The organism is Methylophilus sp., from assembly GCF_052173275.1.
In the GTDB taxonomy this organism is placed as follows: Bacteria; Pseudomonadota; Gammaproteobacteria; order Burkholderiales; family Methylophilaceae; genus Methylophilus.
Map to the genome: position 1 here is coordinate 1971281 of NZ_JBQMUL010000002.1, position 20439 is coordinate 1991719.

18 protein-coding genes are annotated in these 20439 nt (G+C 51.4%); 7 read left to right on the plus strand and 11 right to left on the minus strand.

Features of this window, described 5'->3' with window-relative positions:
* Window positions 1-59: 59 nt before the first annotated feature.
* Complete coding sequence (locus ACTS9Y_RS10785; RefSeq protein ID WP_442585929.1) at window positions 60-629, plus strand: hemerythrin domain-containing protein; 570 nt, start codon at window positions 60-62, stop codon at window positions 627-629.
* A 108-nt stretch (window positions 630-737) separates the two neighbouring features.
* Here ACTS9Y_RS10785 and nadD read toward each other — a convergent pair whose 3' ends face one another.
* The 5 genes from nadD to leuS form a co-directional block, all read right to left on the minus strand.
* On the minus strand, window positions 738-1379 hold the full coding sequence (nadD, locus tag ACTS9Y_RS10790; protein WP_442585930.1) for a nicotinate-nucleotide adenylyltransferase: 642 nt from the start codon (window positions 1377-1379) through the stop codon (window positions 738-740).
* 91 nt (window positions 1380-1470) lie between these two features.
* Window positions 1471-2727 (minus strand): glutamate-5-semialdehyde dehydrogenase, encoded by a 1257-nt coding sequence (locus ACTS9Y_RS10795; protein WP_442585931.1) that lies wholly within the window; start codon window positions 2725-2727, stop codon window positions 1471-1473.
* A 39-nt stretch (window positions 2728-2766) separates the two neighbouring features.
* The gene (gene holA / locus ACTS9Y_RS10800) at window positions 2767-3810 is read right to left on the minus strand and encodes a DNA polymerase III subunit delta (RefSeq protein WP_442585932.1); all 1044 of its coding nucleotides are present in this window, start codon (window positions 3808-3810) and stop codon (window positions 2767-2769) included.
* Between the two features lie 3 nt (window positions 3811-3813).
* The gene (locus ACTS9Y_RS10805; RefSeq protein ID WP_442585933.1) at window positions 3814-4347 is read right to left on the minus strand and encodes an LPS-assembly lipoprotein LptE; all 534 of its coding nucleotides are present in this window, start codon (window positions 4345-4347) and stop codon (window positions 3814-3816) included.
* A gap of 35 nt (window positions 4348-4382) precedes the next feature.
* Window positions 4383-6998: a leucine--tRNA ligase gene (leuS, locus tag ACTS9Y_RS10810; RefSeq protein ID WP_442585934.1), complete on the minus strand. Its 2616-nt coding sequence runs from the start codon at window positions 6996-6998 to the stop codon at window positions 4383-4385.
* A gap of 303 nt (window positions 6999-7301) precedes the next feature.
* Between leuS and ACTS9Y_RS10815 the strand changes: the two genes are divergently transcribed.
* Window positions 7302-9500, plus strand: a complete 2199-nt coding sequence (locus ACTS9Y_RS10815; RefSeq protein WP_442585935.1) for a TonB-dependent receptor family protein — start codon at window positions 7302-7304, stop codon at window positions 9498-9500.
* Between the two features lie 79 nt (window positions 9501-9579).
* Here the strand turns inward: ACTS9Y_RS10815 and adk are convergent, their stop codons facing one another.
* The 5 genes from adk to ACTS9Y_RS10840 form a co-directional block, all read right to left on the minus strand.
* Entirely contained in the window at window positions 9580-10233 is a 654-nt protein-coding gene (adk, locus tag ACTS9Y_RS10820; protein WP_442585936.1) for an adenylate kinase, read from the minus strand.
* Window positions 10234-10315: 82 nt separating this feature from the next.
* Window positions 10316-11098, minus strand: coding sequence for a 16S rRNA (adenine(1518)-N(6)/adenine(1519)-N(6))-dimethyltransferase RsmA (gene rsmA, locus ACTS9Y_RS10825; protein WP_442585937.1), 783 nt, complete (start codon window positions 11096-11098; stop codon window positions 10316-10318).
* 44 nt (window positions 11099-11142) lie between these two features.
* Window positions 11143-12138: a 4-hydroxythreonine-4-phosphate dehydrogenase PdxA gene (gene pdxA, locus ACTS9Y_RS10830; RefSeq protein ID WP_442585938.1), complete on the minus strand. Its 996-nt coding sequence runs from the start codon at window positions 12136-12138 to the stop codon at window positions 11143-11145.
* Between the two features lie 21 nt (window positions 12139-12159).
* Entirely contained in the window at window positions 12160-13479 is a 1320-nt protein-coding gene (locus ACTS9Y_RS10835) for a peptidylprolyl isomerase (protein WP_442585939.1), read from the minus strand.
* Window positions 13476-15857, minus strand: coding sequence for an LPS-assembly protein LptD (locus tag ACTS9Y_RS10840; RefSeq protein WP_442585940.1), 2382 nt, complete (start codon window positions 15855-15857; stop codon window positions 13476-13478). Before ACTS9Y_RS10840 ends, ACTS9Y_RS10835 begins: the two co-directional genes overlap by 4 nt.
* 201 nt (window positions 15858-16058) lie before the next feature.
* Here ACTS9Y_RS10840 and ACTS9Y_RS10845 point away from each other — a divergent pair, with 201 nt between their 5' ends.
* Genes ACTS9Y_RS10845 through ACTS9Y_RS10855 form a run of 3 tightly spaced genes read left to right on the plus strand, consistent with a single transcriptional unit; the run spans window position 16059 to window position 18141 of the window.
* Window positions 16059-17030: an aminoglycoside phosphotransferase family protein gene (locus ACTS9Y_RS10845; protein ID WP_442585941.1), complete on the plus strand. Its 972-nt coding sequence runs from the start codon at window positions 16059-16061 to the stop codon at window positions 17028-17030.
* Between the two features lie 2 nt (window positions 17031-17032).
* Entirely contained in the window at window positions 17033-17716 is a 684-nt protein-coding gene (gene murU, locus ACTS9Y_RS10850; protein WP_442585942.1) for an N-acetylmuramate alpha-1-phosphate uridylyltransferase MurU, read from the plus strand.
* Window positions 17713-18141 (plus strand): phosphate-starvation-inducible protein PsiE, encoded by a 429-nt coding sequence (locus tag ACTS9Y_RS10855; RefSeq protein ID WP_442585943.1) that lies wholly within the window; start codon window positions 17713-17715, stop codon window positions 18139-18141. The genes murU and ACTS9Y_RS10855 overlap by 4 nt, the downstream gene beginning before the upstream one ends.
* A 28-nt stretch (window positions 18142-18169) precedes the next feature.
* On the opposite strand, the gene ACTS9Y_RS10860 is transcribed toward ACTS9Y_RS10855, so the two are convergent.
* The gene (locus ACTS9Y_RS10860) at window positions 18170-19204 is read right to left on the minus strand and encodes a GGDEF domain-containing protein (RefSeq protein ID WP_442585944.1); all 1035 of its coding nucleotides are present in this window, start codon (window positions 19202-19204) and stop codon (window positions 18170-18172) included.
* A gap of 172 nt (window positions 19205-19376) precedes the next feature.
* On the opposite strand from ACTS9Y_RS10860, the gene ACTS9Y_RS10865 reads away from it, so the two are divergent.
* Both ACTS9Y_RS10865 and ACTS9Y_RS10870 read left to right on the plus strand, forming a co-directional pair.
* Window positions 19377-19607: a DUF3820 family protein gene (locus tag ACTS9Y_RS10865; protein WP_442585945.1), complete on the plus strand. Its 231-nt coding sequence runs from the start codon at window positions 19377-19379 to the stop codon at window positions 19605-19607.
* Window positions 19600-20373, plus strand: coding sequence for a DUF2927 domain-containing protein (locus ACTS9Y_RS10870; protein ID WP_442585946.1), 774 nt, complete (start codon window positions 19600-19602; stop codon window positions 20371-20373). Before ACTS9Y_RS10865 ends, ACTS9Y_RS10870 begins: the two co-directional genes overlap by 8 nt.
* The last annotated feature ends 66 nt before the right edge of the window (window positions 20374-20439 follow it).

A 20439-nucleotide genomic window follows, 5' to 3' on the forward strand; every position in this document is an offset into this window, starting at 1 on the left:
CGATAGACGGATGGCTGGATTGATAAACGGATTCAACACTACTTACCAGGAGATTTACCATGAGAACAGCCGCAAATGCACCAGCAAAGAAATCTGCACCAGTAACGACAGTAAAGCACGATGTTATCGTGTTACTGAAAAATGACCACGCTGAAGTCAAAAAAATGTTCAAACAGTTCGACAAGCTGGCTGAAAAACAAGATATCTCAGGCAAGGTGCAGATCGCCAATAAAATCTGTGCCGAACTGATTGCGCATACCATCGCTGAAGAAGAGATTTTTTATCCACGTGCGCTTGCCGCTACCGATGACGCCGCAATGATCAATGAAGGCATTGTTGAACATGAGAGTGCAAAAGACCTGATCGCCCAGATCCAGGCTATGGATGCTTCAGACCCTATGTACGATGCCAAGGTGACTGTGCTCGGTGAGTACATTAATCACCATGTGGACGAAGAGGAGGAGGAGATGTTTCCTGAGGTGAGGAAGTCCAAGGAGCTGGATCTGCGTGAATTGGCAGTGACCTTTACCGCGCGCAAGGAAGAGATACTGGGTAAACTCACAGGCGCCCAAGGTGAAATAGACCCGCAGCAATTAAAGGCTTTGATTGGCGTGCCATCCAGGCACTAATGCACCTGGCGGCTTTGTGCCTGCAAGCGAATAGTGAAAAGACCCGGCGTAACCATCGCCGGGTCTTTTTTGCTATTCAGGTTGATGGTTTGCTAAAGCGAGTGCAGCCTACGATTGGTATAGGTGATTTTCTTGGATGTAATGCAGTACTTTTTCGGGCAGGCCATCCACGACGGTATGGTCGGCCTGACTTAGGGCAGCGCGTATGCGGGTGGATGAAATATCGGGCGGCGTCACTTTCAGGTAACTGATCAAGCCATACGCTTGTGCTGCAAATTGCTGTGGTGCCTGGGCGATATCCACCAGCTTGCTTGCGTGCGCAGCGTGCAGTTGCAATTGATGTTCTGAGTCGGCTCTGTGCACGATCAGCAGGTGGCAGTAATCAAGCAGCTCTAACCAGCGGTGCCAGGTGGGCAATTTGAGGTAGCTGTCCTGCCCCATGATCAGGCAGAGTGATTGCTCTGGCAGGCGATGCCGCAGCAGGTGCAGGGTTTCTATGGTGTACGAAGGCCCCTGGCGATCCAGTTCGCAGGTATCGAGAACAAACTGCGGATGGCCGGCGATGGCCAGATGTACCATGGTTGCACGATGCTGTGCCGTGACTGCTGGTATGGCTTTGTGCGGTGGAATGGCAGCCGGGATAAAACGGATCTGGCTGCAATGCATGGTATTCAGCACACTTTGCGCCAGCGCAAGATGACCATTGTGGATGGGGTTGAAGGTGCCGCCAAATAGTCCGATGATTTCCATCTTAATGATTCTTTCGGCGCATCAGTCAATGTTCAAATTGCATCAATCGAGCACCGCTTAACGCCGTGTAGTGCTTGTTTCATGCCATTTGTCAGGCGCGAACGTGGCCGTCACCCAGCACGATATATTTCAGCGACGTGAGCCCATCCAGGCCCACAGGCCCGCGCGCATGCAGTTTGTCGGTAGAAATACCGATTTCAGCACCAAAGCCATATTCAAAGCCATCCGCAAAGCGGGTAGAGGCGTTGACCATCACGCTGCTGGAATCCACTTCACGCAGGAATTGGCGTGACTTGGTGTAGTTCTCGGTGACGATCGCTTCAGTATGCTGGCTGGAATACTGGTTGATATGGGCGATCGCTTCTTCTACCCCGCTGACGACTTTGCATGAGATGATCGCATCCAGATATTCGGTGTAATAATCTTCTTCAGTCGCTGCCTTGGCTTCTTTAACGATGGCGCGTGTTTCGTCGCAGCCGCGGATCTCCACGCCTTTGCTGATAAGCATCTCAGCTAATTTAGGTAGAGCGTTTGTGGCGATGCTACGCGCGACCAGTAATGATTCTGCCGTGTTGCAGGTGCCCAGGCGTTGCGTTTTGGCGTTTTCCAGAATGCGTACCGCTTTGTCCAGGTCGGCTTCATCATCAACGTAGATATGGCAATTGCCATCCAGGTGCTTGATGACAGGGATGCGTGCATCACTGCTGATGCGCTCAATCAGGCCTTTGCCTCCGCGTGGCACGATCACATCCACATATTGTTTCATGGTGATCAGTTCACCCACCGCGGCGCGGTCTGTGGTTTCAACCACCAGCACGGCGGCTTGTGGCAAGCCTGCCTGTTGCAGACCCTGATGGACGAGCTTGGCCAGCGCCTGATTGCAATGAATGGCTTCAGAACCGCCACGCAGAATGCAGGCATTGCCGGATTTGATACACAAGCCGGCTGCATCCACCGTCACATTTGGGCGGGCTTCGTAAATAATGCCGATGACACCGAGTGGTACACGCATCTGGCCGATCTGGATGCCGGAAGGACGGTATTTGAAATTGCTCATTTCGCCGATAGGGTCTGGCAGGCTGGCGATCTGCTCCAGGCCTTCTGCCATGGTGGCCACGGATTTTTCGCTCAGGGCCAGGCGGTCCAGCATGGCGGCTTCCATGCCACTGGCTTTGGCTGCGTCCAGGTCTTGCTGGTTGGCGGCGAGCAGGGCTTTTTCATGATGGCGGATCAGGCTGGCGATATTGCGCAGGGCCTGGTTCTTGGTGTTGGTATCTGCCTTAGCCATCAAACGGGAGGCGGCGCGCGCCTGCTCTCCCAGCTGTTTCATATAGTGTTGAATGTCCATAACTTGTTATTTTATCCTAAACCAGCTTCACCCTAAAAGTTAGCGTGCTCTTGATGCGCCAGTTCTTGCTGATCTGCTGGCTGCCATACGTGCAATGCCAGTACACAAGCGCGATAACTCCAGCCACGCATCGCCATCGCCTACACCTTTTGCCATGCGGTCGATATCTGACAATTTTTGTAGTGCTGCTTCGATATGTTTTTGCGGTAAAAATTCCACCGCACGTTTAACTAATTGCTGGCGGTCACCAAACAGGCGGGCCTGGGTCATCGCATTTTGCAGTGATTGCCCGTTTTGCATGGCGATGCGTACTTGCAGCAAAGGGCGGAATAACCACACCAGCGGGTTCATGACCGTGACGGCAGTTTCGCCTTCTTCACGCAGGCCTTCAATGATACGCAGGATGCGGCTCTGATCGCCGTGCAGCATGGCTTCGCCCAATTGTGATACATCGAAACGGGCGACATTGAGCACACATTGGCGGATGGCTTCTTCAGGTAATGGCCCCGGCGGGTATAACAATCCCAGTTTCTGGATCTCCTGATGTGCGGCCAGTAAATTACCTTCCACCTGCTCGGCAATAAAGCGGCGCGATACTTCATCTGCCGATTGTTGTTGCAAGGCCAGCCGCTGGCCTATCCAGTCTGGCAGTTGCGTTAACGGCACCTGGTTGTGGGTCAAGACCACGCCTTGTTGTAACAGGGCTTCATACCAGGCACTGTTGGTCATGTCGCGGTCAGGCGCGGGCAGGGTAATGATGATGGTGGTATCTGCCGCAGGCAGCTCGGCCAATTGTTGCAGGGCTTTCGCGCCTTCAACACCGGGCTTGCCGGTCGGGATGTTGATTTCGAGTATGCGTTGCTCTGCAAACAGGGAGAAGCTTTGCAGAAACTGGCTGACTTGCCCCCAGTTGAAATAGCGCTCGACAGAAAAGCTGGCGCGTTCCTGCGCGCCATGTTGCCTGGCGGCAGCCCGGATCTGATCCAAAGACTCAGTGATGGATAACGGCTCGTCACCCGCCAGTACGAACAGGTGCTGTTTGGGTGGCAGGTGCTGTGACAGTTGCGCAGCTTGAATGCGCATGTGTTACTCGGCTTTTTTCAATGCTGAAAGACGGCGCAAGATACCATTCAACACATCGGTTTGCATGCTTTCAGTCAGCAGTTTTTGCTCTGTCTGTTTAGCCAGCAAATTAGCATCGTTATAGGTGTAATCGCGGCGGCCTTCCATGACCAGGGGCGGGGTCCAGACAGGTTGATCCGCTGCCTTGGTGCGGTACTGCACGCGGTAGTACAGTTCATATTCCCGCACCACACCGGTACCGCTCAGAGACAGGATGCGCTGCTCGTTTTCTTCTTTCAACAATTCGAGTTGTAACTCGGCATCTTCAGAGCTTTCTACCAGTTTGATGCCTTGCTCAGTCAGTGCTTTGCGTAATGGGACGGAAATGGTGGAGCTGCCCGAGATAAAGATACTCTTGAACGCAATCGGCGAAGGCTGACGCAGTTGAAAACCGCAGGAGGTCAACGCTGCCAGTAATACCATCCAGCCACAATTTTGCAGAACCCGGGCCAATGAAAGCCGGTTCAGTGACAATGGTGTCAGGCGGGAAAGCAGCATGGTCATCCTTTCTACGATATTCAACGCTGGCATGGCTAGCCAACGACAATGTTGATCAGTTTGTTTGGCACCACAATGATTTTTTTGACGCTGCCTTCATTGAGGAATTTTTGCACAAAGTCCTGGTTAACGGCAGTCGCTTCAATCTGTTCTTTTGCCATACTCTTGGGAATATTGATGCTGCCGCGCAATTTGCCATTCACCTGCACCACATATTCTACCTCGTCCTGCACCAGGGCCGAATTGGCAGGCTCTGGCCATTTGGCAGCCAGGATGTCTTCACCCAGGTTCAGGGTTTGCCACATGACCTGCGCAATGTGCGGGGCAATCGGTGACAGCACGCGTAACAGGATGCTGTAGCCTTCAAACGCTACGGCGGACCAGTCTTTTTCTGCGTCTTTCTGCAGTTTTTCCAGCGTGTTGAGTATCTTCATGCAGGCCGAAGCCACGGTGTTCAATTGCAGCTTGGCCAGATCGACATTGGCCTGTTTCAATACGGTATGGATCTCACGTCTGTGATTGGCCAATTCGCCAGTCAGTTTGTTCGGCATTTCAGACGCTTGTGTTTCAGACAGGCCATAGCCGTAATTCCATACGCGTTTCAGGAAGCGGTGAGAGCCTTCCACGCCACTGTCAGACCATTCCAGCGTTTGTTCCGGTGGTGCGGCAAACATCATGAAGAAACGTGCAGTATCTGCGCCGTATTGTTCGATCAGTGATTGCGGGTCCACGCCGTTACGCTTGGATTTAGACATGGTGCCTATGCCCTGGTAATCAATGGTGGAGCCATCGGCAACCAGTCTGGCACCGGTCGTTTTGCCGTTCTCATCCTGGATCAGCTCGACTTCTTCGGGCGCAAAGTATTCAATGCCGCCTTTTGCTGTACGGCGCGAGAAGATATGGTTAAGCACCATGCCTTGCGTCAGCAGGTTGGCAAACGGCTCGTCATAATTGACCAGGCCGAGGTCGCGCATGACCTTGCTCCAGAAGCGCGAGTACAGCAAATGCAGAATCGCATGCTCAATGCCACCGATATACTGGTCTACCGGCATCCAGTGATTGGTTTGTGCGTCGACCATGGCGTCTGCGCTGAAGCCGGACGCATAGCGTGCGTAATACCAGCTGGAATCGACAAAGGTATCCATGGTGTCGGTTTCGCGCTTGGCCGGTTTGCCGCAGCTAGGGCAAGTACAGTTTAAAAAGTCTTCGCGCTTGTTGAGCGGGTTGCCTGAACCGTCAGGCACGCAGTCTTCCGGTAGCTTGACTGGTAACTGGTCATCCGGCACCGGCACGCTGCCACAGCTTTCGCAATGGATGATAGGGATAGGGCAGCCCCAGTAGCGTTGACGGGAAATACCCCAGTCACGCAGACGCCAGTTAGTCTGTTTGCCGCCCAGGTCTTTTTCGGCGAGGTCGGCAGCCACGGCATCGATGGCTTGCGCATAGTTGAGGTCGTTGTATTTGCCGGAGTAGATGCACACGCCTTTGCTCTTCTCGCCATACCACTCTTGCCAGGCGCTGTTATCAAAGATCTGGTCAATGACGCTGATCACCTGCTTGATAGGCAGGTTGTATTTTTTGGCAAAGCCAAAATCGCGTTCGTCGTGTGCGGGCACGGCCATCACGGCGCCTTCGCCATATGTCATCAACACATAGTTGCCTACCCACACCGGCACCTGCTCGCCTGTCACCGGATGCGTCACGGTCAGGCCGGTATCCATGCCTTCTTTTTCCATGGTCGCCATATCGGCTTCCATGACAGAACCTTGTTTGCATTTATCGATAAACGCTTGCAGGGCCGGGTTGTTTTGCGCTGCATGTGTGGCTAGCGGGTGCTCAGCAGCCACTGCACAGAAAGTCACGCCCATGATGGTATCGGCACGGGTGGTGAATACCCACAGTTTGCCGTCATCAATCAGCTTGCCATCGTTATTTTGCACCGTATGTGGAAACGCGAAACGCACGCCCACACTTTTGCCTATCCAGTTGGCCTGCATGGTTTTGACACGCTCAGGCCAGCCAGGCAATTTATCCAGATCATCCAACAGTTGTTGGGCATGACCGGTAATGTTCAGGTAATAACCCGGAATTTCGCGTTTCTCGACCAGTGCGCCAGTGCGCCAGCCGCGGCCGTCAATCACCTGCTCATTGGCAAGGACTGTCTGATCAACCGGGTCCCAGTTCACCACTTGGGTTTTTTTGTAAGCAATGCCTTTTTCCAGCATACGCAGGAACAGCCACTGGTTCCATTTGTAATATTCAGGCTGGCAGGTGGCCAGTTCGCGGCTCCAGTCAATCGCAAAGCCGAGTGACTGTAATTGTTTGCGCATATAGGCAATGTTGTCATACGTCCATTGCGCTGGCGGTACTTTGTTCTGGATCGCCGCATTCTCCGCAGGTAAACCAAACGCATCCCAACCCATGGGTTGCAACACGTTGAAACCCTTCATGTGATGATAGCGGCTGAGTACGTCACCAATGGTGTAATTACGCACATGGCCCATGTGCAGCTTACCGCTGGGGTAAGGGAACATGGATAAACAGTAGTACTTGGGTTTGCTACTTTCCGGCTTGGCTAAAAAGCTCTGTCTGGCGCCCCAGAATTGCTGTGCCTGTTGTTCGACTTCTTTATATGGATACTGCTGTTGCATGGGGACTGGGACGCTATGACGAAAAGCGTAATTATACCTGAGAACCCTGCGGCTGGTTGTGTGTGAGGGGTAACGACGACATCAGATGAATGGTTGTAATTGGCTGATATAAACCAATTACAACCATGTTGGTTTTTATAAGCCGATGTTCATTTGTGAATATGCATGCTTTTTCTAAGTGATTGATTCTGAAAATATATATATGCATAAATAAATCAACGAGATAATCATTAGTGAGCTAATGGTGGTGTAGATGTTGCTTAGTACTCCCCGTCATTTTTTTACAACAAGAGGACAAAGAGGATGTACACATATAATAAAAACATCATAGTGGCTGCGACAGCACTAGCGATGGGTGTCAATGGGACACATGTATTAGCAGAAACACAGGGTAATAAAAACGATTCTTTAGAAGTAGATTCAGTTGTGGTAAAAGGCATTTTGCCTGACCGCCTGGAGACAGTGCCTGGTTCATATAGCGTAGTGGATGAAAAAGCGCTGAATGAACGCAGGCCGTTTTCAATTCAGGAGGCGATTAATAATGTGCCGGGCGTACATATTGTTGGCGAAAATACGTTTGGTTTAGGCGTCAATATCGGGGTCAGAGGCATGGATCCACGAAGGACATCTCGCACGCTATTAATGGAAGATGGGATGCCATTGTTCCTGGGTCCTTATGGAGACCCTTCAGCGCATTACACCACGCCTATCGAACGCGTACAACGGATTGAAGTAGTCAAAGGTTCTGGCCAGATTTTATACGGCCCACAGACGGTGGGCGGCATGATCAACTTTGTGACCAAGCCAGTCCCGAAAAACGGGTTTGAAGGTAGCGTGACTGGTATGGTTGGTAACAATGACTTTACCGGCTTTGCCGCAAACCTGGGGGTAGGTGGTGAGCAAGGCGGTATCATGATTGATGCGATACAGAAAAAAGGCGATGGTATCCGCAAGAACCATGATTTTGAAATGCGTGAACTGATGGTGAAAGGTCAGTTGAACCTGACTGAAAGCCAGCGCATCATTGCGAAAGTTGGTTACTATGAAGAAAATTCGCATGTATCCGAAACAGGTTTAGGCGCGATTGAATACGCACAGGACAAGTACCAGGCACCGACTGGCAAAAATGACAAGTTTGAGTACGAGCGCAAGTCATTGCAGTTGCAACATATCTTTGATATCAATGCCAATGCGACTTTAACTACCAATGCTTATTATGTAGATGCATTCAGGACTTCCTTCAGGCAAATCAATGCACCTGGCACTATAAGCGGCACACCTGATGTTCAAACAGGTGTCTCTGTCATGGATCGATGCCAGGGTTTAGGTCCGGCAACAGTCGCAAATGCAGCTCAGTGTGGTGGCCGCCATCGTCCAAGAAGTTATGATTACTACGGTTTTGAGCCGCGTTTAGATATCAAACATAGCCTGTTCGGCATAGACAGTAGTGCGGTCGTTGGCTTTAGATATCATGAGGAAGGCAACAAGCGCCAACAGTTCAGGGATGGTGATCCACGTGCGCAAAGTTTGTCTTACGCCAAGGCATTCGGTTCTTTCCGCGAAGATATCCGCATTGATATTGAAGCTAAATCCTACTATGCGCAAAACACTTTTTACCTGGGTGACTGGACATTGACGCCAGGTTTGCGTGTTGAAGATTACAAAAAGAAAATCAATGTGTTACAGGCAGAAGGAGACCCACAAGGGTTTGCTAAAACCAACAGCCAGACAGTGTGGTTGCCAGGCATTGGTACGACCTGGAACGGGCTTGCGAATACCACCTTGTTTGCCGGTATTCATCGAGGGTTCGCTCCACCAAGGCCATCACGTGATATCAACTTTGATGACTTGGCCGGATTGGACGCGATCAGCAGCACGCGTGCAGAGGAAAGCACCAACACAGAAGTCGGTGTGCGTTCTTCTTATTTCAAAGGGGTTGGTTTTGAAGCGACATTGTTCAATATCGACTTTGATGAGATTGTGATTCAAAGAAACGCGGGTGACTTTATCAATGCGGGTAAATCACAGCAAACTGGTCTGGAATTAGCAGCACGTGTAGATTTTGGCAGGATTTATGACAGTCCGCATAATTTCTACATTGCCGGTAATTATACAAACTTGTTTACCGCCAAATTCAAGAAAAACACCGATGAAACTACCAGTGGTAACCGTTTGCCATATGCGCCACGCGATATCGCTTCCATCAACTTTGGTTATCAGCATCCAGTCGGCATTAACGCACGTATTGGCGTCGACTATGTGAGTACACAATATGTGGACCCTGATAACAGCACAGTTGAGAGTCTGGACGGCCAGGAAGGCAGAATCCCTGCTTATACCTTGCTCAATGCATCGGTCAACTTTAAAGCTGTGGGTTCCAAGTTCACTTATTTCTTGAGCGGCCACAACCTGGCGGATAAAGAGTATTTGATCAGCCGTGTTGACGGTAAGGTTGCAGGACGTCAGCGCCAGGTATTCGGTGGGATCCGTTACGATTTCTAGGGTTTATTAGTCATCGTACAAGCAACAAAAAACCCGCCGTTCAGTGAACGGCGGGTTTTTTTATTTAACAGAGCGTATGTTATTTCAATGCAGCAAAGATTTCTTCTTTAATTGCATTCAGTTCACCCAGGCCATTCACTTTGACGTATTGTGGCGCGCCAGCGATGCCGGATTTCGCCCAGTCCGAGTAGTAGCCTATCAGTTGTTCGGTCTGGTCGTGATAGACCTGTAGGCGTTTAAGCACGACTTCTTCCTTGTCATCCTCACGTTGTACCAGTTCTTCACCGGTGGTGTCATCTTTACCGGCGACTTTAGGCGGGTTGAATTTCACATGATAGGTGCGGCCAGAAGCAGGGTGGCTGCGGCGGCCGCTCATGCGCTCGACGATTGCGGCATCCGGCACATCGATCTCAACCACATAATCGATCGCTACGCCTGCGTTTTTCATGGCTTCTGCTTGTGGAATGGTGCGCGGGAAGCCATCAAACAGGAAACCATTGGCGCAATCTGCGTCTTTGATACGCTCTTTCACCAGGCCGATGATCACTTCATCAGGTACCAGGCCGCCTGCGTCCATGAATTTTTTTGCTTCCAGGCCAAGCTGAGTGCCCGCTTTCACGGCTGCTCGTAACATATCACCAGTAGAAATTTGCGGAATGTTGTATTTTTCTTTGATGAAAGTGGCCTGAGTACCTTTACCGGCACCGGGCGCACCCAGCAGAATCAAACGCATGTCATGCTCCAAAAGATTGTTTTTGAGGAAAGAAAGATTATATCAGGCTAAAAAAAGCTGGCCTAACGCGATTGCTTGAAACTTATTCAGTGAGTGGGTTTGCGGCAACATAATTGCTGATAGTCACAAACTCGGCCACGCTCAGGTTTTCGGCCCGTAATTGCTGGTTGATATCCAGGGCGACAAAGCCGTCATCATTCAGCAGGCCTTTAAGCGTGTTGCGCAAGGTTTTACGGCGCTGGCCGAAAGCAGCCATCACTACTTTGGCAAACAGGGCTTCATCACTGGCTGGAAAAGGTAATTGTGCATGTGGCACGCAACGCACAAAGGCGGATTCCACTTTTGGCGCAGGCTCAAATGCTTCCGGAGGCACGGTGATCAGATATTCCATCTGCAGACGGTATTGCAGCATCACCGAAAGGCGCCCGTACTCAGAGGTAGAGGGTGCTGCCACCATGCGTTCTACGACTTCTTTTTGCAGCATAAAGTGCATATCGATAATCTGCGCGGTGTTTTCCAGCAACTTGAACAAGATAGGGCTGGAAATGTTATACGGCAGATTACCGACGACGCGTATGCGTTCGCCTATGGTGCTGAAGTCAAATTTGAGCACATCCGAGTTATGGATGGTGATTTTGTCAGCAGGGTAAAACGATTGCATCCACTGAATGATATCGCGGTCGATCTCTACCACATGCAGGTGATCAAGCTGTTTGAGCAACGGCTGCGTCATGGCGCCCAGGCCAGGGCCGATTTCCACCATCAGGTCATCTGCCGCGGGCATAATCGCTGTGATCAGGCTACCGATGATGCCCTGATCGGTGAGAAAGTTTTGCCCGAAGCGTTTTTTTGCTAGGTGTTTCATGTACTCGAATATTCGTGGATTAGGTGATTCGCCATTAGGCTGGATTAGTCAGCTGCGACGCGTTTGTTTACCATTTCAATGGCGAGGTTGATAGCGCTGAGCATGCTGCCTATCTCGGCTTTGCCAGTCCCGGCAATATCCAGCGCCGTACCATGGTCAACCGAAGTGCGGATGATAGGCAGGCCCAGGGTGACATTGACGCCTTCGCCAAAGCTGGCGTGTTTGAGCACCGTCAGGCCCTGGTCATGATACATCGCCAGAAACGCGTCTGCCTTGGCCAGGTTTTTCTGTGAAAACATGGTATCTGCCGGTAATGCGCCGATTAAGTGCATGCCTTCTGCGCGTAAAGCATCCAGGACCGGGTTGATGGTGGTGATTTCTTCGTCCCCCAGATAGCCATCTTCACCGGCATGCGGATTAAGCCCGGCAACATAAATCACCGGGTTGGCAATACCGAATTTCTGCACCAGGTCTTGATGCAAAATACGCAGAGTGGTGGCCAATGACTCGCGGGTGATCGCGCTACTCACCTGCGTCAATGGCAAGTGGGTGGTGGCCAGTGCGACCCGCATACCGCCGCCCACCAGCATCATCACGACTTGTGGGGTGCCGGTAGTGTCGGCCAGGTATTCGGTGTGGCCGGTAAAAGCAATGCCTGCATCGTTGATAATGCCTTTATGCACCGGCGCGGTCACCATGGCGTCAAATGCGTTCGATTCACAGCCTTCGCGCGCCTGATCGAGCATGGCCAGGACATATGGGCTGTTTTTCGGGTCCAGCGTGCCTGCGGTGACCGTGGCACCGGCCAGCACCGGCAATACACACAAGCTGCCATCGCCCGCATGGGCAGGCGCAGCCTCTTCATAGCAATGCAGTGTCAGGGGGATATTTAATTGCGCTGCCCTGGCTTGCAAGGCATGCGGATCGGCCAAAACCACCAATGCGGCGGGCACCGCGGTGTGTGCCAGTTTGACACAGATATCCAGCCCTATCCCGGCAGGCTCACCAGCGGTAATCGCAATACGGGGGAGGGTGTTCATCCAGTGAGAATTATCTTGTATTTAAAACTTGTCTTCCAGGCGCAATTCTACAAACGCTTTGTCACGCAGCTCGTGTATCCATTCGTTGTAAGCTTCTTCAGCTTTACGGGCGCGGATTTCCTGGCGTGCTTTCAGGCGTTTGGATTCTTTGGACATATCCTGCTTGCGGCGCTCGATGACCTGGATGATATGCCAGCCAAACTGGCTGCGTACCGGCGAGCTGACTTCATTAGGTGCCAGTTCGGCCATGGCTTTTTCGAATACCGGCACCGTGTCGCCCGGATTGATCCAGCCTAAGTCACCACCATTGGAAGAGCTGCCATCATCTGAATATTGGCGCGCCATATCCTGGAAAGGCGTGCCGTGATCGATACGTTCCTTGATCGATTCGATTTTTTGCTGGGCTTCTTTGTCGGACAGTACTTCATTCGGCTTTAGCAGAATGTGGCGCACATGCGTTTGGTCTACGATCAACGTGCTGGCTCCAGCGCGTCTTTCATTCAGTTTGAAAATATGCACGCCGCTGCCACTACGGATGGGGCGTGAAACGCCGCCCACATCCAGTGTTTTAATCAGGTCAACAAACTGGGGTGGCATTTGCTGGCCACTGCGCCAGCCGAGTTCACCACCTTCGAGCGCATTAGGTGCGTCAGAAAAGTTGGCTGAGGCTTTCTCAAAACTCATGCCTTCGGACATGGCTTTAATCGCCTGTTCAGTACGGGTTCTGGCTTTCTGGATATCTTCCGGTGAGCTGTCTTCCGGCAGGCGGATCAGGATCTGGGAGATATTGAATTCGTCCAGGTCACCTTCTTTTTCCTGTGTGGTCAGGTAGTTATCAATTTCCGCTTCGGAAATATTGACCTTATTATCCACATCACGCTCCCGCAGGCGGGTAAGAATGATGTCATTGCGGATATCTTCACGGAATTTGTAAAACTTGGTGCCGTCTTCTTCCAGCGCTTTTTTAAAGGCGGGCATGGTCAATTTGTTTTGTTCGGCGATACGCTCTATGGTTTTATCCAGTTGTGCATCGTCTACTTTAATCCCTGTTTGTCCGGCCAGTTGTAATTGCAGGTTATCGACGATCAGGCGTTCCAGGATCTGCTTTTGCAGCACATCGTCCGGCGGCAACTCCACGCCTTTTTTGATCATTTGTGCTCTGACCGATTCCATGCGGTCCAGCATTTCTCGCTCAGTGATCACCGATTGATCCACTACCGCGATGATTCTGTCCATCTTTTCGATAGAGGATTTTTCAGCGGCGCTGGTAGGCACTGCTACGCCCAGCAATAGCGCAAGGCCAACAGCAGATTTTAAGAATGTTGATAAGTATTTCATCATTGGGTGTTCTGGTCTCTGTAAATTCCCGGGATGTCATTAGTGCGCATATACGTCGGGATATTGCGCTTGATGACGTTTAATGGGTTGGCGCCGATGGAAGTCAGCCCACCCAGTTCGAGTTGAAAAAACATGGCATAGTTCGCGTCAGCGGTCGCGGTTTGTACCCTTTGCATCACGGCCCGGCCTTGCCAGCACCCTGCATCATACTCCAGCCCGGCTAGCATTTGTACCGCATTGCCGTCACGGATGGAGTAGTTCAGGCGGCCAACACCGTACCATCTGTTACCCAGCGGCCATTGGCCAGCGGTATCGATTTGTTCCAGGGTGTTGGCAGTGTAGCGGTAACCAAAACTGAATGATTTGCCAGGCTCGGGATTATAACGCAGCAAGTAATTGTTACGTTCCATATTGCCGCGGTCAGGGTCGTACTGCCAGTAAGTATCCAGGTTGAGGCGGCTGGAAAGGCGTGCCGTGAATGCAGCCAGGATATCAGACGACTTGCGCGTACTCGGCGCTGTGGTCGGCATGTACACTTCCAGGTCATCAAAATAAAAACGCTGGCCCAGGGTGCCGCTGAGGCGTTCAATGCCGGTCTCGCTGTCGATCAGGCGGCTGGTCACCGCCAATGTGACCTGGTTGGCGTTGTTGATGCGGTCATCACCACTGAACTGGTTCTCGTAGAAGATTGAGTTCTGGTTCAGCGTGTTGAGCGAGGTATCAAAAATAGGGATCTTGCTCTGGTCGCGATACGGGATATATACGTAGTAAGCACGTGGTTCCAGCGTATGCGTGTAGCTGTTATCAAACAGGTTGGTTTGCCGGTCAAAATACAGCCCTGAGTCAAGGCTGACTATCGGTAACGTTCTGGTGAGCTGGTTGTATTCCTCGGTGTAACCCAGCGGCACATTGCCGGTCAGGTTGTAATGCGTGGTTTGTACGCCGACTTTCGGCGTGACAAAGCCATAAGAATTTTTCATCGGATAAGAAATCGATGGATATAAGCTAAAACGGCTGCCGCTAGGCGCATTCACCATTTCTTTCATGGCGTCAAAATAGACGAATTGCGCACCGGTGTTGGTGGTAAAGCCTTTCCAGTCGTTGGTGTAGGTAGCGGTCAGTTGCGGCAAGCGCTGGTAGACGAACGAGAGATTATCCAGGTTTTGGTAGCGCTGTATGGTGCCGTTAAAGGTCAGATGTTCGTCCGAATAATTCACGAACGCCGTCTGCCCCAGGTTGACTCGCGACGTCACCTGGATCCTGGTGGCCATTTCAGAGAAGTATTTATCATCCGAGACTTTTTCCAGGCTGTAGCCGCCAGACCAGTGGTCACTAAACTGGTGGCGGTGCGCCAGTTTCGCGTAAAAACGGTCCTGGCCGGTCATGCTGTCATTGTCCAGGTACTCGAAGTTATTCGAGCCCATGTAGTTCTCGCCCAAATAGCGGAACTCACCCTGGAATTGTATGCCTCGTTTACTCAGCACGCGTGTGGCCAGCGTGGCATCCTTATCCGGGCTGATATTGATGTAGTAGGGCGTCAGCAGCTCGAAACCACTGCGTGAAGTCGTCCCCCACAACGGCGCCAGCAAGCCGGTTTTACGCTGATTGTTATACGAGAAACTCATCCATGGCGTATACAGGATGGGCACGCCTTTGAATTCGACATAGGCATTGGTCGCTTCGCCGGTGCGCGTGTAATCATTCAACTCCAGGCTGCCGGTCTTGATATACCAGTCATCGACATCGGCAGCACACGAAGTGTAACTGGCGCTTTTCAGGCGCTTGATGTTCTGCCCTTCAAAAAACACCTGTTTTGCTGACGCGCGGATATTATCAAAAGAGCTCTTTTTCTCCTGATTGCTGTAGGAGGCATTATCATCAATATATCTTTTAGGATCGCTGATCAGAATCGCCTGGTCATCAAGCAGGGTATTGGTATCCTGGTTGCTAGGCCTTGGCGGGGCGCTTTGAAACTCAATCGTCACATCGCGCATTTCACCGATATTCTCACTCAGGCGCATGCGCAACATCGGCCCTTTGATGGTAGTGAGTCCGGCTGAGATCACGGCGTTACCTTCAACCTGCAACTCATCATTTTGCATGTCGTAACGGATATCATCGCCGGTGACCTGCTGGCCATCTTTGCGGATCACGGCATTGCCGCTGGCCCACATCTGCCTGTCCATACGCAGTTTGAGCGTGTCGCCCTCAATCTCGACTGCGCCAGGCAGGCTGGCGTTTTCAGCCACCACCACAGGCGGCGTGTTGCTCTCGTCCGCCTGCACATGCGCGGACGTCAGGGTGCCGGTTGCCACCAGCGCCAGTATCAGGCGAATGCCGCGCTCCCGTGAAGTGGAGGAATGAACTTGCAAATTAGTCAAAGAGTGATAGTTTCAGTAGGCTCTGCGGCTCGCAGAGTTGTTATATGCATGCAATTCGTGCCACCTGGCCGGATGCCCCATTCATTTGGGCTATATTATTCATTAAAACGCTTAAAAAGTCATTTTTCACTTAAAATGTGAGCCGCATTTTAACAGCAAGCGAGTGCACTTGAATCGCTTATTCATGATCCGGGAAAATTTGTGGATAGAACACAACAACTTGAACAATGGCTGGCACAGGTTTTAGACCAGCCTTACACGCTCACCACCGCCTCTGCCGATGCCAGTTTCAGGCGTTATTTCCGCGTGCATCTGCCGCAAAAAACGCTGATCGCCATGGATGCGCCACCACCGCAGGAAGACTGTCGCCCGTTTGTGAATATTGCCGGCCTGTTATTGGCCGCCGGTATCAATGTGCCGCAAGTGATCGCCCAGGATATCACGCAAGGGTTTCTGCTATTGAGCGACCTCGGCAACGATACTTACCTGTCTAAACTCAATCCGCAGAACGCCAAGGCCTTATATGGCGATGCCTGCCAGGCATTGATCAAGATGCAACTGGCAACCGATAAAGACGCGTTGCCACCGTATGATGCCGCCTTACTGATGCGCGAGTTGCAGCTGTTCCCGGACTGGTATGTGACTAAACATCTGGGTAAAACATTGTCAGCAGAGCAGCAGACGGTGCTGGATAAGACCTTCGCCCAGTTGATAGACAATATTTTGCAGCAACCGCAGGTGACTGTGCACCGCGACTACCATTCACGCAACCTGATGGTCACGACAGAAAATAACCCGGGCGTGCTCGACTTTCAGGACGCCGTGATAGGCGCCATTACCTATGACCTAGCTTCGCTGTTCAAAGACGCTTATATCCGCTGGGATGAAGAGGACCTGATGGATTGGGTGGTGCGCTACTGGCAATCGGCTAAAAAAGCCGGGCTGCCGGTGAATGAAGATTTCGGCGCGTTCTATAAAGATTTTGAATGGATGGGCGTGCAGCGGCACATCAAGGTGCTGGGTATTTTTGCGCGGCTGTATCACCGCGATGGCAAAGACGGTTATCTCAAAGATATGCCTCTGGTCATGCAGTATCTGCAAGCAGCCTGCGAGCGTTATGTAGAGCTGCGTCCTTTTCTCAGGTTGCTGCAGTCACTGGAAAAGGCTGACTAGGCATGCGGGCCATGATCCTGGCGGCCGGGCGTGGCGAACGTATGCGGCCATTAACCGATCACACCCCCAAACCCTTGTTGCAAGTGGGTGGCAAGCCGCTGATCGTTTGGCATATCGAGCGGCTGGCAAAGGCGGGTATCAGTGAGATCGTGATCAACCATGCCCATCTGGGGCAGCAGATCGAGCAGACGTTGGGTGATGGCCAGCAGTGGCAGGTGCATATCCAGTATAGCCCTGAGCAAAGCGCACTGGAAACCGCAGGCGGCATCGCCAACGCCTTGCCATTGCTGGGCGAACAGCCTTTTTTAGTGGTGAACGGCGATGTGTTCACCGATATCGACTATGCGAGCGTAGGCCTGGCGCCAGGCAAGCTGGCGCATTTGGTGATGGTAGATAACCCGCCACAGCATGCGCAAGGTGACTTTGCTTTACAGCAAGGATTGCTTCAGCAAACGGGGGATCATAAACTGACCTTTTCAGGTGTCGGTGTTTATCATCCAGACCTGTTTCAATCAGTAAAGCGTGGCGAGGCAGCCAAATTGGCACCCTTGCTTATCAGTGCCATGCAGCAGGGGCTGGTCAGCGGGCAACATCACACCGGGATCTGGCATGATATAGGCACACCAGAACGCTTAACGCAGCTGGATGAGTGGCTAAACACAGCAAAAAACCAGGGGAAATCATGAGACCACCATATGAACATAAAACCGATAAAATCGCGCATCAGGCATTGATGTGGATAGAGCGACTGGGGCTGGCACTGGTGACCATCGCCACGTTTTTTTCGCTGGCACACGAATTGGCCAGAATGTGGAATGTCGGCATGGTGGGGTTGGGAGATTTGCTACAGCTATTTTTGTATCTGGAAGTTTTCTCCATGATCAATAGCTATTTTGGGACCGGAAAACTGCCTATGCGCTATCCGATCTATATTGCGATGGTGGCTTTAGCGCGGTATCTGTTGCTGGATATGAAGGAAATGACCGAGACGCATATGTTGGCGGTCTCGGCAGCGATTTTAATTTTAGCCATTTCCGTACTGGTCATGCGATTTGGCCATGCCCGGTATCCGTATGAGGATATTCCCGAGCAAAAGCGTGATTTGCTATAAGCGAGAGACAGCCTGAGGCCGTGTCTCGCTAAGCGGCAGCCAGTTCTTCAGCAATCATGGTGACCTGATTGCGGCCATTCGCCTTGGAAGTATACAGGGCCTGGTCTGCGCGATTCAGGAAACTATCAATCGATTCACCGGGTTCGTAGGCAGTGACGCCGAGCGAAATCGTGACATTTGAGATCAGTTTGCTGGTCACATTGTTTTTAATGCTGATGTTGGCTACGTGCTGACGGATCGCTTCTGCCACTTCCCTGGCGGTCTCCAGCGGCGTGTGAGGCAATAACAACACGAATTCTTCCCCGCCATAGCGGGCTGCGGTGTACATGTCACCCGAGACCGCCTTCATGATCCTGGCGACCGCCTGAATGACTTTGTCGCCAAACAAATGACCATAGGTATCGTTCACACGTTTGAAAAAGTCGATGTCGCCGATGATCAGGCAGGTGTCTTCGTGCGCAGAGGCTGATTCCAGGCTCTGGTTCAGCACAAGATCAAAACCTCTGCGGTTCATTAACCCGGTCAGGCCATCTGAGATCGCTTCCTGTTTGGCTTTGACGATTTCATTTTTCAAATCGGCAATCTCTTGCAAACTGGAATGCAGCTGATTCTGCAAGGTATGCATGGATTGCTGAATATTGGCCGTTTCAGACAACAGCTCGCCCATATGCCGGGCGACTTCGCCATCCAGTTGTTGCAGTTCGCCAGACCAGGCGTCCAGCGTTTTCCTGAATTGGGATGTATCCTGGCCGGCTTTCTCTGTTGAAGCGTTGATATCCGACACCACATGATTGAAGCGATCAACGATACTTTGCGCACTGTCAGCGTCCAGGCTGGCAATGTGTTTGTTAAATAGCTGGGCAGTGCTTTTTTCATTGAGTTTTTTTTCTTTTTCGATCAATGAGTTAACTTCATCTATCAGGTGCGCGTGCTCACCCGATGAATATTCGTACCAAACGGCGTAACTGACCGGATGGAAGGCAGCATCCTGCATGGACATATGCTGGATGGCTTGTCGTAGATACTCTGCACTCTTTTCTTTACTGATTTCGTATTGCATCATGTCTCTTTCGCGATGTTAGAATCCATCGCAATTTCTTTTTATTAATGACTAAATGTGATTACCTAATGTGATTAACGGCGCTGAAAGCGATTTGTTGAGAGTAAAAATAAAATATTTATATAAAAAGTATTTTTCACGATAAACAAGTCTTTGATCGCCATTAAAGATAACTATGAATACAAATGACCTCATGCAACTGGTAACGCTCAAAATGCCTTATGGCAAATATAAAGATCGCCTGATTGCCGATCTACCCGGTAACTACCTTAACTGGTTTGCACGGGAAGGGTTTCCGCCAGGAGAGCTGGGGCGATTGCTGCAACTCATGCAGGAGATTGATCATAACGGGCTGTCCGGGTTGCTGGAGCCTTTGCGTGGCAATGCCGGGGTAAAGCATGGCTAATCGTTGCTGGCTGGCGCTGTGCTGTCTAATGGTTACGCTCTCGGTGAGCGCAGACGAAGCGTGGCAATCGCCGGAATACCTGCAACAGGCGTTTATTGAGATTGCCTTGCGCAGTGAATATGCGGTGGGCGAGCAGCCGGTGCGCAAATGGTTGCAGCCAGTCAAAGTCTGGCTGGAACATCATACTGACCAGACCGAGCAGCATAGCCTGCTCACCAAATACCACTTTCAGCATTTGGCTAAAATCACCGGTCACCCCATCAGTTTTGCCAGGTCGCGGCAGGAGGCCAACTTTGTGGTGGTGTTTTCGCACTTGCAGCTTTGGCGCAATGACATTGCCCTGGTCAGCGGTAATTTATCCCTCAAGCCACCGCCTGATGCCGCCTGTATGTTTGGCCTAGACCTGGATGATAAAAAAGCCATCCGCAAAGCCTGGGTGGTGATCCCGGTGGATTATGCGCAGGAGCACCGCCAGTTATTGTCCTGCATTGTGGAAGAGACGACACAAGCGATGGGGCTGCCTAGTGATTCAGATAAAGTGTTTCCCTCGATTTTTAACGACCATACGCCGGAGTCACTATTAACCGGCCTGGATGCCTTGTTGCTGAAAATGCTTTATCAGCCCGCTATCAAACCAGGCATGCGTGCTAGCCAAGTTAAACCTTTCCTGGCGAATATCCTGCAAAAATGGCAACTGGATGGCACTATTCAACAGGCGGAAAAAAATGTCAGGCAATCAGAACTGTATGAAATGATGGGTTTCTGAAGTCTGCCAGGCGTTGAACCATTCCAGCAAATGCCTACCAAATAAGCTAAAATGCCCAACCATCCA